The following is a 14,702-nucleotide window of genomic DNA, read 5'->3' on the forward strand; positions in this document are numbered from 1 at the left end:
TCGTGCAGCGCCCGATTCGGCGGTCGGTGCAGGCGTTCGAGAGCGAGGCGAGCGGCATGGCGTGGTGGGGCAGGCGCAAGCGTCGACGGTTCACGCCGTTCGACCGCAGCGCCCTGCCAGAGGCTGAGCCGCTGACCTTCGAAGAGACCTTCAACGAGGGCCTGCTGGTGGCCGAGGCCGCCGGGCGCATGGCGCTGAAGAACCGCATCATCGTGCGCGCGCTGCGCGGCGACGAGCCGTTCGACGCCGAGCGGGCGTCGGCCGAGGCGCGCGAGGTGCTGCGCGAGCTCATCCACGAGTTCGACCAGGTGGCCGAGTGGGCCGAGACCGAACGCGAGTCGGCGGCCAGGCGTGAAGGCCGCTCGGCGCACCAGCACGACTACCACCGCGCCGACTCGTGGAACCTGCGCCTGCGCGAACGCGTGAACGAGGCAGTCGCGCAACGGCTCGGCGAGCTGCGCAATGACAGCGAGTACCTGGCCGCGTTCGCCGAGCGGGCGCGCCAAGAGGCCTGGGGCGAGCTCTCCGAGGCGATCGAGCAGCGCCTCGCGCGCGACTGGCCCGACGTCGAGATCGACGAGGCCTACATCGCCGAGCGTGAAGACCGCATGGCGGGCGTCGCCTTCGACCTGTTGAAGGACCTCGACGAGGTGCGGCAGCGGCGCGAGGAGCGCGACGCCCTCGACGATGCGTTCGGCGGTTGGTGACCGGCCGATCGTCTCCGCAGTCGTGACGGTCTCGATCGAACGGCGCACCGACTGGTCGCCCGGTCGTGACGACAACTGGTCTTCTCGATGTGGGAGGCCAGGAGTAGCGTCGCGCGCATGAGCATCGACGACGGCCTGGTGGTCGCAACCCTGACCATCTCACTCGACGGCTTCGTGGCCGGGCCGAATCAGACGCTCGAGAATCCGCTCGGCGAGGGCGCCGAGAGACTCCACGCCTGGATGTTCGACGACCCCGACTCGAGCCAGTCGGTCATCGACACGATCCTGGGCGTGGCCGCCGTCATCCAGGGGCGCAACATGTTCGGGCCGATCAGGGGCGAGTGGCCGGATGACTCGTGGCGCGGCTGGTGGGGAGAGGACCCGCCCTACCACTCGCCCGTGTTCGTGCTCACGCACTACCCGCGCGAACCGCTCGAGATGGACGGCGGCACGACGTTCCACTTCGTCACGGGCGGCGTCGAGGAGGCGTTCGAGCGCGCACGTGCGGCCGCAGGCCCGGGCGGGCACATCTCGATCGCGGGCGGGGCGAGCACGGTGCGGCAGGCCATCAACGCCGGACTGCTCGACCGCCTCGTGCTGAGCGTCGCACCCATCACGCTCGGCGCCGGGGAGCGCCTGTTCGACGGGGTGACGGTCGGCGGGCCTGACGGCATCGTGCTGAAGCCGATCGACGTGCTCGCGACGCCGCTCGCGACGCACATCACGTACGACGTCGCCCGCTGATCGGGCGGATGCCGCGGCATCCGCCCGTGTGCCAGCTCAGCCGGTGCGCTACTCCCCGCTCGGGTGCGCCCCGGCCCGGTCGATGACCCACGCGTAGGCGAAGGCGCGCTCGCGCCAGGCCGAGTACCGGCCCGAGACACCGCCGTGGCCGGCCGCCATCTCGATCTTCAGCAGCGGGTCGGCGCCCACCTCGCGCAGGCGGGCGACCCACTTCGCGGGCTCGACGTAGAGCACGCGCGTGTCGTTCAGCGACGTGACCGCGAGGATCGGCGGGTAGTGCGTCTCGTGCACGTTCTCGAGGGGGGAGTACGACTTCATGTAGTGGTACACCTCCTCGTCATCGAGCGGGTTGCCCCACTCGTCCCACTCGATGACCGTGAGCGGCAGCGACGGGTCGAGGATCGAGGTCAGCGGGTCGACGAACGGCACCTCGGCGAGGATGCCCGAGAAGTACTTCGGGGCGATGTTCGCCACGGCGCCCATGAGCAGGCCTCCTGCACTGCCACCCTGGGCGACGAGCCGGTCGGGCGCGGTGATCTCCTGGTCGATGAGGTGCCGGGCGGCGGCCACGAAGTCGGTGAACGTGTTGCGCTTCTCGAGCTTCTTGCCGTGCTCGTACCAGAGCCGGCCCATCTCACCGCCGCCGCGCACGTGGGCGATCGCGAACACCATGCCGCGGTCGAGCAGCGAGAGGCGGGGGATGCCGAACCCGGGGTCCATGGATGCCTCGTACGAGCCGTACCCGTAGAGCAGCGTGGGCGCGGGCTCGCCGAGGTTCACGAGGTCGTGCCGGTAGACGAGCGAGATCGGGATCTTGGTGCCGTCCTTGGCCGTGGCCCACTCGCGGCGCTGCGCGTAGCGGGTCGCGTCGTAGTCGCCGAGCACGGCCTGGCGCTTGCGCAGACGGCGCTCGCCCGTGGCGACGACGAGGTCGAGCACGGTCGACGGCGTCACGAAGCTCGTGTAGCCGAGGCGCAGCATGGGCTGCTCCCACGACGGGTTGCCGCGCACCCCGACGGCGAAGAGCTCCTCGTCGAACGCGAGCTCGTGCAGGGTGTCGTCGGGCGTCGCGTCGGCGGGGATGCCGGCGGGCGGCAGCTTCGCGATGGCGACGCGCGAAAGTCCGTCGCGGCGGTACTCGAGCGCCACGAAGTCACGGAAGGCGTCGACGCCCTCGAGTCGCACCGCCTCGCTGTGCGGCAGCAGCATGCGGCGCGGCCCCTCGGGGTCGGCGGCGGCGACCGAGACGAGTTCGAAGTTCACGGCGCCGTCGTTGTGCACGATGAGCAGGCGGTCCTTGCCGCCCGCGATCACGTGCTCGACGTCGTACTCGACGCCCTCCTTGCGCGGCCAGACCACGCGGAACTCGCCCGTCGGGTCGTCGGCGTCGAGCAGGCGCGTCTCGCTCGTGATGTTCGAGCCGGCTTCGATCACGAGGTAGCGGCGGCTGCGGGTGACCCCGACGCCGAGCCAGTAGCGCTCGTCGGGTTCGTGGAAGACCTTCACATCGGCGGATGTCTCGGTGCCGACCTCGTGGCGCCAGATGGTGTCGGGCCGCCACGACTCGTCGACGGTCGCGTAGAAGACGTATCGCCCCGACGGGTCGAAGACCGCGCCGCCCGCGGTGCCCTCGATGACGTCGTCGTAGGTGCGCCCGCTGTCGTCGAGCGAGCGCAGGCGCAGCGTGTACCGCTCGTCGCCCTCGAGGTCGGTGCCGTAGAGCAGGGTCGCGCCGTCTGGCGTGATGTCGAAGCTGCCGAGCGAGTAGAACTCGTGGCCGGCGGCCTCGATGTTGTCGTCGAGCAGCACCTGCTCTCCGGGCAGGCCCGCGGGGGCGGCAGCCGGGCCGCCCGCGGCATCCGTCGCCCCTGAAGCCGAGGCCGGAGCCTCGAGCACGGGCGGCTCCCAGTCGTCGGGCCCGGCGATCGGCGCCCGGCAGTGGATGCCGTACTGCTGCCCCTCGACGGTGCGCGTGTAGTACCACCAGTCGCCCTCGCGCGTGGGCACCGAGAGGTCGGTCTCCTTCGTGCGGGCCCGGATCTCCTCGAAGAGCTGCTCCTGCAGCAGCGAGAGATGCTCGGTGCGCGCATTCGTGTACGCGTTCTCTTCATGCAGGTGGGCGAGGACCTCGGGATCCTCCTTGGCGCGGAGCCACTCGTAGTCGTCGACCACGGTGTCGCCGTGGTGCGTGCGTTCGATCGGGCGCTTCGGAGTCTTCGGCGGAGTCAGCACGGGCACAACGCTACGCGCTTCGCCTTCGAGGTGACCAGCGGATGCCGGTGGCGGGCCGCCAGGGCGGGAATCCGTACTTGCGTTCGCGCGCAGTAAGGCTAGCCTTAGCTCATCCCACCCCTGCTCTGCCCTTGGAGACACCCGTGCTCGCGACCTACCTGATCGGCCTTCGCGAAGGCCTCGAGGCCGGCCTCATCGTCGGCATCCTGGTCGCGTACCTCGCGAAGCTCGGCCGCCGCGACCTGCTCGGGCGGCTGTGGATCGGCATCGGGCTCGCGATCGCCGTGGCGCTCGGCGTCGGCGCGGCCCTCACCTGGGGCCCGTATGCGATGACGTTCCAGGCGCAGGAGATCCTCGGCGGCGTGCTCTCGATCGTCGCCGTCGCGATGGTCACGTGGATGACCTTCTGGATGGGTTCGCACGGCGCGAGCCTGTCGAAGGAGCTCCGCAGCAGCGTGGATGCCGCGATCGACCGCTCGTGGTTCGCCCTCGTGGTGCTCGGGGCCGTGTCGGTCGGCCGTGAGGGCATCGAGACCGCCCTCTTCGTCTGGGCCAATGCGGCCGGAGGCAGCGACCCACTGCTCGCGACGCTCGGCGCCGTGCTCGGCATCCTCACCGCCGTGGTCATCTCGTGGGGCATCTCGCGCGGACTCGTGCGCTTCAACCTCGGCCGCTTCTTCACGTGGACCGGCCTGTTCCTGATCTTCGTCGCCGCCGGCGTGCTCGCCTACGGCATCGGCGACCTGCAGGAGGCCTCGGTCATCCCGGGCTGGGGCACGCACGCGTACAGCCTCGTCGCCATCGTGCCGCCGGGCAGCTGGTACGGCACGGTGCTCGCGGGCATCTTCAACTTCTCGCCCGAGCCGACGTGGGCGCAGGTCTTCGCGTGGGTCGCGTACGTCGTGATCACCGTTCCGCTGTACCTGCTCATGCTGCGCCGTCGCAGCCGGGCGCGCGCGGCCGCGGCTGCGGTTCCCGCTGCGGCTGCGGCTGCGGCACCGCCCGCCGCGCCCGTCGCACCCGTCTCCGGTGGTCGAGTAGCGGAGCGTATCGAGACCCCATGACCGGGTCTCGATACGGCGCTGACGCGCCTACTCGACCACCGAACCGTTCACCCCACATCACAGGAGCACCAATGAACCGACGTGTCCTCGCGGCATCCGCCACCGCGACCGTGTTCGCGCTCGCCCTCTCGGGCTGCGTCGCGAAAGCCGACCTCGCCGAGGCCATCGCCGTCGCCATCACCGACGACGGATGCTCGGTGGCGGTCGACACCACGAACGCGGGCGCCGTGACCTTCACCCTCGCGAACACGGGCACCGACGTCAACGAGTTCGAGATCCTCGCCGACGACCAGCTGCGCATCGTGGGCGAGAAGGAGAACATCACGCCGGGCCAGTCGGTCGACTTCGTCGCGCAGCTCGAGCCGGGCGACTACTACACGGCCTGCAAGTTCCAGCAGGTGGGTGCGCCGATCGGGCTCGCCTCGTTCACGGTGACGGGTGAGGCGTCGAAGGTCTCGTCCGACGAGCAGCAGCTCAGCGACCAGGCCGTCACCGAGTACCTCGCGTACGTGCGCTCGCAGGCCTCCGAACTGCTGCCGCTCGTGCAGCAGCTCGCCGACGCGTACGCGGCCGGCGACGACGAGACCGCGCGCCAGCTGTTCGCGACCACCCGTGTGCCCTACGAGCGCATCGAGCCCACGGCCGAGGCGTTCGGCGACCTCGACCCGAAGATCGACTTCCGCGAGGTCGACGCCGTGGCCGACGGCATCGACTGGACCGGCTTCCACCGCATCGAGAAGGACCTGTGGCCGCCGGCCCCGGGCGACCTGAACTCCGACGGCCAGGACGCGTTCCTCGACTGGGCGCCGTCGACCCCCGAAGAGCGCCGGGCCTACGCCGACGGCCTCGTCGAGAACGTCACCCAGCTGCACGAGCTCGTGACGGCCGACGACTTCTCGGTCAGCCTCGCCGACATCTCCAACGGTGCCATCGCGCTGCTCGACGAGGTCGCCGCGGGCAAGATCACGGGTGAGGAGGACTGGTGGTCTGGCACCGACCTGTACGACTTCCAGGCCAACGTGCAGGGCGCGTACGTCGCGTTCGGCGCCGTGCGCGCGCTCGCCGAGTCCAAGGGCGACGAGGGCACGGAGCTCGCGGCCGAGATCGACGCGCAGTTCACGTCGCTCGACGAGGCGCTCGCCGCCTACGGCTCGCTCGAGGAGGGCTTCGTGAACTACGGCGAGCTCACCGACGCCGACAAGAAGGCGCTGAGCGACCAGGTCAACGCACTGGCCGAGCCGCTCTCGCAGTTGACGAGCACGATCCTCGGAGTCTGATGAGCGAGGATTCCGCCGATCGAGGAGGTCGCGACGAAGGAGCGGCCGTCTCGAGACCCACCGATTCCGGGTCTCGAGACGGCGCCGGCGCGCCTCCTCGACCGGCGGAATCCGGGGTCAGCCGCCGCCACCTGCTGGGGCTGTTCGGAGCCGGCGCCGCGGGTGCGGCCGTCGGCGTCGCCGCGGGGGCGGCGGGCGTCGGCGTGGCCATGTCGACCGGTGCGGCGAACGCCGCCGGAAGCGGCGCGGCATCCGTCTACCCCTTCTACGGCGAGCACCAGGCGGGCATCGTGACGCCCGCTCAAGATCGCCTGCACTTCGCCGCGTTCGACGTGTCGACCACGCTCGACCGCGACGGCCTCATCGAGCTGCTGCAGGACTGGACGGATGCCGCGGCGCGCCTCACCCAGGGCCTCGAGGTCGCCGAGGGCGGCGCCGTCGGCGGTTCCGACTACGCGCCGCCCGCCGATACGGGCGAGGCGCTCGGCCTGCCCGCGAGCGGCCTGACCATCACGTTCGGCTTCGGCCCCGGCCTCTTCGCCGACGCCGACGGGGTGGACCGGTTCGGCATCGCCGCCCGCCGCCCCGCGTCCCTCGAACCGCTGCCGCGCTTCCAGGGCGACGCCCTGCAGCCCGAGCGCAGCGGGGGAGACCTCTGCATCCAGGCGTGCGCCGACGACCCGCAGGTCGCCGTGCACGCGATCCGCAACCTCAGCCGCATCGCGTTCGGCCGCGCGAGCCTGCGGTGGTCGCAGCTCGGGTTCGGCCGCACGTCGTCGACCTCGACGACGCAGCAGACCCCGCGCAACCTGTTCGGCTTCAAGGACGGCACGGCCAACATCAAGGCCGAGGAGACGGCGGATGTCTCGGAGCAGGTGTGGGTCGCGGCATCCGACGACCCGGCGTGGCTGGCCGGCGGCTCGTACCTCGTGGCCCGCCGCATCCGCATGATCATCGAGAACTGGGATCGCGTGCAGCTCGGCGAGCAGGAGACGCTCGTCGGCCGCTCGAAGGGGTCCGGCGCTCCGCTGTCGGGCGGCACCGAGTTCACCGAGCCCGACTTCGAGGCCGAGGGCCCCACCGGTGCTCCGCTCATCGACACGAACTCGCACGTGAAGCTCGCGCACCCCACGGTCAACGGCGGCGTGCGGATGCTGCGCCGGGGCTACAACTTCGTCGACGGCAACGACGAGCTCGGGCGCCTCGACGCCGGGCTGTTCTTCCTGTCGTTCCAGCGTTCGCCCGAGCAGTTCGTCACCGTGCAGCGCAGTCTCGCGGCCGACGGGCTCAACGAGTACCTCAAGCACGTCGGGTCGGCGATCTTCGCGGTTCCCGGCGGCATCCGTTCGGGGGAGTACGTGGGGCAGGCGCTCTTCGCCTGACCGAGCCGACGCGGTGACCGGCCCTTCCGTCGCGCCCGCGACGCCGCGGTGCGCGCGGCTCAGCCGTTGCCCTCGACGACCTTCCACCGGTCCTCGCCCTGCCACTGCAGGGTTCCCGTGACGGGCTCGCCGTCGCGCACGGCGTTGAAGTCGAGGCTGTCGGGCTGTCCGCCGACGATGCCCGTGCCGCCGCTGAACGTCGGCTGCGAGTAGCCGAGCTCCTCGAGTGCGGCCTTGCGCTGCGCCTGATCCCAGTTGCCCGAGAGGAACGCGAGCAGCAGCATGGTCGTGAGGCCGCCGCCCACGAGCACCACGGCGCCGACGTCGCGCATCCAGCGCCGGTTGCGCAGCTGCCCGAAGAACGTGAGCACGGCTCCGCCGATCACGACGAGCACGGGGAACACGAGCGGCCAAGGGCTCCAGGGTTCGAGGGCGACCGTCGCGACATCCATCCGCCGACTGTAGCGCTCGCTGGTCGAGAGCTTGCCGAGGGGTTCATACATCTGATGTGTAATACGTGATTCCCGCTCTGAATTCGTGTGCACAGGGTTGCGCCCACCACACGTCGGATGTTTTACTCGGGTGCACTCCTCCCAACGTAGAGACGGAGATCTTGTGGACAGCCCTCTGACCCTGGCCCTTTCGCGCCGCGGATTCCTCATCGCGGGCGGGGCCGCCGGCGCCCTCCTCGCGACGTGGACCGCCGCGCCCGGCTCTGCCGGCGCGACCGTGCAGACCGCATCGCCCGGCACGCTCGAGGTTCCGCCCGTCCCCCGCAGGTCGCTCTGGTACCGGCAGCCGTCGACCGCATGGGTCACCACCGGCACCGGCGATCGGCTCACGTCCACCTCGGCGCTGCCCCTCGGGAACGGCCGGCTCGGCGCCATGCTCCATGCGGGGGTCGACCGGGATCGCATCCAGCTCAACGAGCAGAGCCTCTGGGGCGGTGCCAACGACTGGGACGGCGCGTACGACACCGGCGTCACCGGATTCGGCTCCTACCGGAACTTCGGGCAACTCGAGGTGGTGCTCGGCGCGGGCGTGCTCCCGCCCGTCGTCACGGCCGACCTGGGCGGCGGCGTGAACTCCTCCGGGAACGAGACCGAGGCCAAGACGTACGACGGGTCGCCGAGCTCCAAGTGGTGCGTCATCGCTCCCGCGAACGGCACCACGGCCTGGCAGCTGGCCTGGAAGATCGCGTTGCCGGAGGCGAAGGTCGTCTCGGCCTACTCGTTCACGAGTGCGAACGACGTGCCCGCGCGCGACCCGCAGGACTGGAGGTTCGAGGCCTCCCAGGACGGCGGCACCTGGACCGCGATCGACACCAGGCAGCACGCGTCCACGCCATTCTCGGCGAGAGCCCAGAAGCTCGAGTTCACGGCCGCCAACACGACCGCCTACCGGTACTACCGGTTCGTCTTCTCGCCGAAGCTCGGGACGAGCCACTTCCAGGTCGCCGAGATCGCACTCGCCGGGGTCGCGTTCACGACCGAGCAGGGTTCGGTACCGTCGGACTACCGCCGATTCCTGGACCCGATGACCGGCCTGCACTCCACGGCCTATTCGACCGACACGGGTCAGCACGTGCGAGAGGCGTTCGCCAGCCGTGCCGACGACGTCATGGTGATCAGGTACCGCACCGATGACCCGGCAGGTCTCACCGGCACCATCTCGCTCGCTTCGGCGCAGACCGGCGACAACCCGATCACCGCGCCCGCGACGGTCGCCGCGGACTCCGGCGACCGCCTGTCGTTCGCGGGCGAGATGCGCAACAACCTGAAGCATGCCGCCGAGGTGAGGGTGCTCGTCGAGGGCGGCACGGCGAGCAGGGCCGGCGCGTCGATCGCCGTCACCGGCGCGCATACGGTCGAGCTCCGCATCGACCTTCGCACCGACTACCAGCTCGATGCCGCAGCGGGTTGGCGATCCGGCATCGCCCCCGCGGTCGCCGCGGCGGCCACGCTCGACGCGCTCGCGTCCCGATCGTTCGAGAGCCTGTTCGAGGCGGCGGCGGCGAATCTCGGGGAGGTCATGGGGCGGGTCGCGGTCGACTGGGGTACCTCGGACGACGCAGTCGTCGCCCTGCCCACGAACGAACGACTCGTGCGCTACTCCGACGGCACCTCCGCGGATCCCGAACTCGAGCAACTGCACTTCCACTTCGGGAGGTACCTGCTCGCATCGTCATCGCGTCGCGACGGCTTGCCGGCCAACCTCCAGGGACTGTGGAACAACGAGAACCAACCGGCCTGGGGTTCGGATTACCACACGAACATCAACGTCCAGATGAACTACTGGGCGGCCGAGACCACCGACCTCGGCGACAGTCACGAGGCGCTCGCGCACTTCATCGAGCAGGTGGCGGTGCCGAGCCGGGTCGCGACCCGCAACGCCTTCGGCCAGGACGTGCCCGGGTGGACCGCGCGCACCAGCCAGAGCATCTTCGGCGGCAACGGCTGGGAGTGGAACACCATCTCCAGCGCCTGGTACGCCCTGCACCTCTTCGAGCACTGGAAGTTCTCGCAGGACTCCGCGTTCCTCGAGCGGTACTACCCGCTCGTGCTGGAGATCTGCCGGTTCTGGCAGCACGAGCTCGTCGAGAAGTCGGACGGCAGGCTCTATGCGCCGAACGGGTGGTCGCCCGAGCAGGGCCCGCGTGAGGACGGGGTCATGCACGACCAGCAGATCATCTGGGAGCTGTTCACCGACTACCTCGAGATGGCGACCGTGCTCGGCGTCGACGCCGCATTCCAAGACGAGGTCGCCGAGATGCTGGGCAAGCTCGCCGGCAACAAGGTCGGCAACTGGGGCCAGCTGCAGGAGTGGCAGACCGACCGCGACGTGCGCACCGGATCGGCGAACGGCATCGACGCCCTGCACCGCCACACGTCGCACCTGTTCGCGGTGTACCCCGGCCATCAGATCAGCGTCGAGCAGACGCCGGAGCTCGCGGCCGCCGCGCTGGTCTCGCTCAACGCCCGATGCGGCGTGCCCGACGGAGGCGCGATCACCGTCGACTCGGTCCGCGGGGACAGCCGGCGCTCCTGGACCTGGCCATGGCGCACGGCGCTGTTCGCCCGTCTGGGCGAGCCCGAGAAGGCGTACACGATGGTGCGCGGGCTCTTCCGTCACAACACGCTCACCAACCTGTGGGCGACCCACCCGCCGTTCCAGATGGACGGCAACTTCGGCATGACCGGGGCGCTCGTCGAACTGCTGCTGCAGAGCCACGACGGCACGATCCGCCTGCTCCCCGCCCTGCCCTCGGCGTGGGCGGCCCGCGGCTCGTTCAGCGGACTGCGAGCCCGCGGCGGCTATCGCGTCGACCTCGCCTGGGTCGACGGCGAGGTCACCGAGTACCGCATCCTCGCCGACCGCACGCGCCGTACCGGGCCGGTGACGGTCGTCATCAACGGCGAACGCCGGGAAGTCATCCCCGAGTCGCCCAGGCCGCCGATCGACCTCGAGGTCACGTCGACGGCCGAGCCGCGTCGCATCGCCGGAAAGGTGCAGGTCGCGGTGCGTGCGAAGAACACGGGCAACGTGTGGGCCGACATCCGTCTCACGACCGAGTGGGGCACGTTCAAGGCGACCAAGGTGCAGCCCGGTGACTCGGCCTTCCACGTGTTCGCCACGCGTCTGGCCTCGGTCCCGGCGGGCTCGGCCACGGTGGCCGCCTACCACTGGGACGGCAGGGGGGGCCACTACATCACCGAGGAGGTCCCGTTCGAGGCGTCCAGGCCCTGACGGCTCGGCCGCGGTGCGACGGAATAGGGCGATCGTCCGATGGGGAGTCGCCACCTCAGAGAGGAGATTCGTGATCACGAAGCGAACCTCGGAGGATCCCCATGGACCACGCAGCAGGCATGAATGCACTCGACCAGTACGCCGCCGACGCCGCCCGCTCGGAGGCGCTCATCGCTCGGCACCGCCTGGTGTCGGAGCACCGAGCCCAGGAGGCGGCCGAGCTCGCCACGACGGCCATCGTCGAGGCGCAGCGAGCGCGTGCGGGCCGTCGCGGTCGGCGGAGTCGGTCGCCCCGTGCGCCTCGCTTCGCGATCTGATCCGGGCAGGGGCGACCGATGCGCGCCTCACCGGCTCGCCAGCACCGCCGCCCTGATGCGACCGAGGGCGTCGCCGAGTTCGCGATCGCCCACGCCCGCGTAGCCGAGGACGATGCCCGGCAGGCCGTCGGCGGTGACCGCCGAATAGTCGGCGAGGCGGGCGACCACGATGCCCGCGCCCGCCAAGTGGCGCAGCACCGCGTCGACGGCGTCGTGTCGCGGCAGGCGCAGCACGGCGTGCAGGCCGCCGTCGAGCCCGACGAGGTCCGTGCCGGGCAGATCGCCGATGGCCGCGAGCACGAGCCGCCGGCGGTGGGCGTAGTCTCGCGTGGTCGCGGCGATGTGCCGTCGCACCGCACCCGTCGTGAGCAGGTGCGCGACGGCATGCTGCACGACGCCGGCCACCGGAGACGGGCTCTCGGCCCGCACCCCTTCGACCGCCGCCCGCAGCCGCTCGTCGCGGGGGAGCACCGCATAGCCGAGGCGCAGCCACGGCGTGAGGACCTTCGAGAAACTGCCGATGAGCACGACCTTCGCACCCGTCGCGTCGAGCGACGCGAGCGTCGGGATCGGGGCGCCGACGTGGCGGAACTCGCTGTCGTAGTCGTCCTCGAGCACGAGGGCACCCGCGCGGCGCGCGTACTCGAGCAGCTCGAGCCTGGCCGCCACGGGCAGCCGACCGCCCAGCGGGTACTGGTGGCTCGGGGTCACGAGGATCGCGTCGGGGGTGCGCGGCAGGGTGCGCAGCAGCTCGACGCGCAGGCCGTCGTCGCCGACCGCGACCGGCGCGAGTTCGGCGCCCGCGCGTTCGAGCATGCGGCGGGCGTTCGGATACCCCGGATCCTCGACGGCAACGAGTGGCCGGGTGCCGAGCAGGTCGTGGAGCGCCGTGCCGATGAGGCTCGTCGCCTCGCTGGTGCCGGCGGTCACGACGATGTCGTCGGGCTCGCAGGCGAACCCCCTCGCGTGCCGCACGTGGTCGGCGATCGCAGCGCGCAGGGCGGGCTCGCCGAGCCTCGGCGGGTCGTCGACCGGCACCGCGACCGCCGCCGCCCTGCGCCAGGCCGACCGCCACGCTCGCTCGTCGATGCGGGCGGTCGACGGTCGGCCGGGCAGCAGGTCGATCCTCGGTGGCCGCGCAGGCTGGGGGGTGCCCGTGCCGCGTTCGGGCGCGGTTCGGGTGCCTCGATCGGCGTTCGCGAGGGTGGGCTTCACGAGCGCCGGCTCCACCAGGGTCGCGGATGCCGCGGGCGGGCGCCTGCGCGCGGCATCCGCGGTGCCGTGGCCGGTGTCGAGCGGGCGCGTGGTGATGCCGCTCGGGCCGTCGGCAGGCGTGTCGCTGCTCCAGCTCCCGCCCGATCGCTCGCCGAGCGGCGCGACGAGCGTCGGCGCGCCCTGGCGGAGCTCGAGGTAGCCCTCGCCGGCGAGCTGCTCGTAGGCGCTCACGACCGAGCTGCGTGCCGTGCCGAGTTCGGCGGCGAACAGGCGGGTCGAGGCGACGCGGTCGCCGGGTTGGAGTGCGCCCGTCAGGATCGCGCGTCGCATGGCGTCGACGATCTGGGCGACGACGGGCCGTTCGTCGAGACGGTCGATGGCGAGCAGTGGTCCGTCCATGATGGCTCCGATCCGCAACTGGTCTGTCCAGTGTTGCATGAACTGGACTGTGCGCAAGTCCAGTCGGGCTCGAGACTGGGAGGCATGACGAGCCCCGACGCCCTGACCGACCTGGCACCCGACCTGGCACCCGAGACCGCACGCACGGCGCCCGCCGCGCGGGAGGCCACGCAGGCCACGCAGGCCCCTGCCCGCCGCATCCGCCGACTCTCGGAGCGCCAGGTCGTCGATCGCGCAGCCCTCGACGCGCTCCTCGACGAGGAGCTCGTCGGGCACCTCACGGCCGTCGCCGACGGCGTGCCGATCATCGTGCCCATGGGGTTCGCCCGCGTCGGCGACCACGTGCTCGTGCACGGCTCGACCGGAGGCGGCTTCGCGTTGCGGGCGGCGGCCGAGAGATCGACGGTCGCGTTCGCGGTGACCGCCCTCGACGGACTCGTCTACGCCCGCTCGCTCTTCGACAGCTCGATGAACTACCGCAGTGCCGTCGTCTACGGCGTGCTCGAACCGGTCGACGGAGCCGAGGCGGATGCCGCGCTCGTCGCGCTCTCCGAGCGGCTCATGCCCGGGCGCCCAGCCGAGGTGCGCGCGACGATCCGCAAGGAGGTCGCGGCGACGCGCGTGCTGCGCCTGCGGCTCGACGACGTGGTCATGAAGGTGCGCGCCGCGGGCGTCTCCGAAGCGCCCGACGACGGCGAGGATCACACGGTGTGGGCCGGCGTCGTGCCGCTCGCGCGCGCCTGGGGAGCGCCCGAGCGTTCGGCGCTGACCCCGGTGCACACCCCGACCCCGGAGTCCGTGGTCGCTCTGACGACGCGACCCGATCGGGATCGCAGACTGCCATGAGGCTCAGCGGGTTCTTCGCGGGCCGAGATTCGGAAGGAGGTGCGCCATGTTCGTGTTCGTCATCACGCTCGCGGTTCTCGCGATCGCTGCCATCGCGTCGAGCTTCGTCGATGTCGCCCGTGACGGCTACCGCCGTACCCCGACGCTCCTGCACTGACTCCGCGCTCAGCCGGTCTTCGTCCAATCGAGGTTGATCACATCGCCGATGTAGACGTTCTCGCCGAAGTCGTGCACCTGCGCGTTCATGCGCAGCAGTTGCTGCTGGGGCAGGTCGAAGCGCTGTGCGATGTCGAAGAAGCTGTCGCCGGCCACCACCGTGTAGCTCGTCGGCATGCCGGAGCCGTCGACCACGGGCGTGCCGTTCGCGCCGTCGCGCGCGCCGAGGTCGTACGCGGGTCCGGGTTCGACGACGGGAGCGGGGGCGTTGGGAACCGGCGCGGGTGCGGGCTCGGCGGGCACCTCGGCGACGGGTGGCGGCACCGGGGCGGGAGTCGGGGTCGGCTCGGGTTCGGGAGTCGCCGTGACGGTCGCGATGATGGTCACGGGCGGCGGGGTCGGTGCCGGGGCGCACCCGCTGAGCGCGAGCACGAAGGCCAGCGCGCCGCCGACGGCGACCGTGAGGGGTGCGGATGCCGCTGCGCCGCCGCCACTTCGCTGCATGCCGCCTCCGCCTCGCCCGCCGTTCGGCGTCCCTCGTTCGGGGCGCACCGTCACCCAGAATCACCGATGTGGCGCTCCGGCGCAAGGGCCTTCTCGTCGGAGGGCCCGGCAT

General features: G+C 71.3%; 12 protein-coding genes. 8 read left to right on the plus strand and 4 right to left on the minus strand.

Going from position 1 to position 14,702, the window contains the following annotated elements; genetic code table 11:
- The first annotated feature begins 2 nt into the window (after window positions 1-2).
- Both ATC03_RS00440 and ATC03_RS00445 read left to right on the plus strand, forming a co-directional pair.
- A complete protein-coding gene (locus ATC03_RS00440) occupies window positions 3-707 on the plus strand; it encodes a hypothetical protein (protein ID WP_152030809.1) in 705 nt (234 codons plus the stop codon).
- Between the two features lie 117 nt (window positions 708-824).
- The gene (locus ATC03_RS00445) at window positions 825-1,451 is read left to right on the plus strand and encodes a dihydrofolate reductase family protein (RefSeq protein WP_067871750.1); all 627 of its coding nucleotides are present in this window, start codon (window positions 825-827) and stop codon (window positions 1,449-1,451) included.
- Window positions 1,452-1,499: 48 nt separating this feature from the next.
- On the opposite strand, the gene ATC03_RS00450 is transcribed toward ATC03_RS00445, so the two are convergent.
- The gene (locus tag ATC03_RS00450) at window positions 1,500-3,683 is read right to left on the minus strand and encodes a S9 family peptidase (protein ID WP_067881008.1); all 2,184 of its coding nucleotides are present in this window, start codon (window positions 3,681-3,683) and stop codon (window positions 1,500-1,502) included.
- A 143-nt stretch (window positions 3,684-3,826) separates the two neighbouring features.
- On the opposite strand from ATC03_RS00450, the gene efeU reads away from it, so the two are divergent.
- The 3 genes from efeU to efeB all read left to right on the plus strand — a co-directional run bounded on the left by efeU (window position 3,827) and on the right by efeB (window position 7,406).
- Window positions 3,827-4,747, plus strand: coding sequence for an iron uptake transporter permease EfeU (efeU, locus tag ATC03_RS00455; RefSeq protein ID WP_067871753.1), 921 nt, complete (start codon window positions 3,827-3,829; stop codon window positions 4,745-4,747).
- Between the two features lie 71 nt (window positions 4,748-4,818).
- Window positions 4,819-6,024, plus strand: coding sequence for an iron uptake system protein EfeO (gene efeO / locus ATC03_RS00460; protein WP_067871755.1), 1,206 nt, complete (start codon window positions 4,819-4,821; stop codon window positions 6,022-6,024).
- Window positions 6,024-7,406: an iron uptake transporter deferrochelatase/peroxidase subunit gene (gene efeB, locus ATC03_RS00465; RefSeq protein WP_067871758.1), complete on the plus strand. Its 1,383-nt coding sequence runs from the start codon at window positions 6,024-6,026 to the stop codon at window positions 7,404-7,406. Before efeO ends, efeB begins: the two co-directional genes overlap by 1 nt.
- Before the next feature lie 59 nt (window positions 7,407-7,465).
- Here the strand turns inward: efeB and ATC03_RS00470 are convergent, their stop codons facing one another.
- Window positions 7,466-7,909 (minus strand): hypothetical protein, encoded by a 444-nt coding sequence (locus tag ATC03_RS00470; RefSeq protein ID WP_067871762.1) that lies wholly within the window; start codon window positions 7,907-7,909, stop codon window positions 7,466-7,468.
- 112 nt (window positions 7,910-8,021) lie between these two features.
- On the opposite strand from ATC03_RS00470, the gene ATC03_RS00475 reads away from it, so the two are divergent.
- Together ATC03_RS00475 and ATC03_RS00480 are read left to right on the plus strand one after the other, a co-directional pair.
- Window positions 8,022-11,153 (plus strand): glycosyl hydrolase family 95 catalytic domain-containing protein, encoded by a 3,132-nt coding sequence (locus ATC03_RS00475; protein ID WP_067871765.1) that lies wholly within the window; start codon window positions 8,022-8,024, stop codon window positions 11,151-11,153.
- A gap of 101 nt (window positions 11,154-11,254) precedes the next feature.
- On the plus strand, window positions 11,255-11,470 hold the full coding sequence (locus ATC03_RS00480; RefSeq protein ID WP_067871768.1) for a hypothetical protein: 216 nt from the start codon (window positions 11,255-11,257) through the stop codon (window positions 11,468-11,470).
- A gap of 27 nt (window positions 11,471-11,497) precedes the next feature.
- On the opposite strand, the gene ATC03_RS00485 is transcribed toward ATC03_RS00480, so the two are convergent.
- A complete protein-coding gene (locus tag ATC03_RS00485) occupies window positions 11,498-13,123 on the minus strand; it encodes an aminotransferase-like domain-containing protein (RefSeq protein WP_084003127.1) in 1,626 nt (541 codons plus the stop codon).
- Window positions 13,124-13,168: 45 nt separating this feature from the next.
- Here ATC03_RS00485 and ATC03_RS00490 point away from each other — a divergent pair, with 45 nt between their 5' ends.
- Window positions 13,169-13,930 carry a pyridoxamine 5'-phosphate oxidase family protein gene (locus ATC03_RS00490; protein ID WP_084003129.1) on the plus strand — a complete coding sequence of 254 codons (762 nt, stop codon included), beginning with the start codon at window positions 13,169-13,171 and terminating at the stop codon, window positions 13,928-13,930.
- A 165-nt stretch (window positions 13,931-14,095) separates the two neighbouring features.
- Here the strand turns inward: ATC03_RS00490 and ATC03_RS00495 are convergent, their stop codons facing one another.
- Window positions 14,096-14,590 carry a LysM peptidoglycan-binding domain-containing protein gene (locus tag ATC03_RS00495; RefSeq protein ID WP_067871775.1) on the minus strand — a complete coding sequence of 165 codons (495 nt, stop codon included), beginning with the start codon at window positions 14,588-14,590 and terminating at the stop codon, window positions 14,096-14,098.
- Between the last annotated feature and the right edge of the window lie 112 nt (window positions 14,591-14,702).

Origin of the sequence: Agromyces aureus, from assembly GCF_001660485.1 — a bacterium.
Taxonomy (GTDB): Bacteria; Actinomycetota; Actinomycetes; order Actinomycetales; family Microbacteriaceae; genus Agromyces; species Agromyces aureus.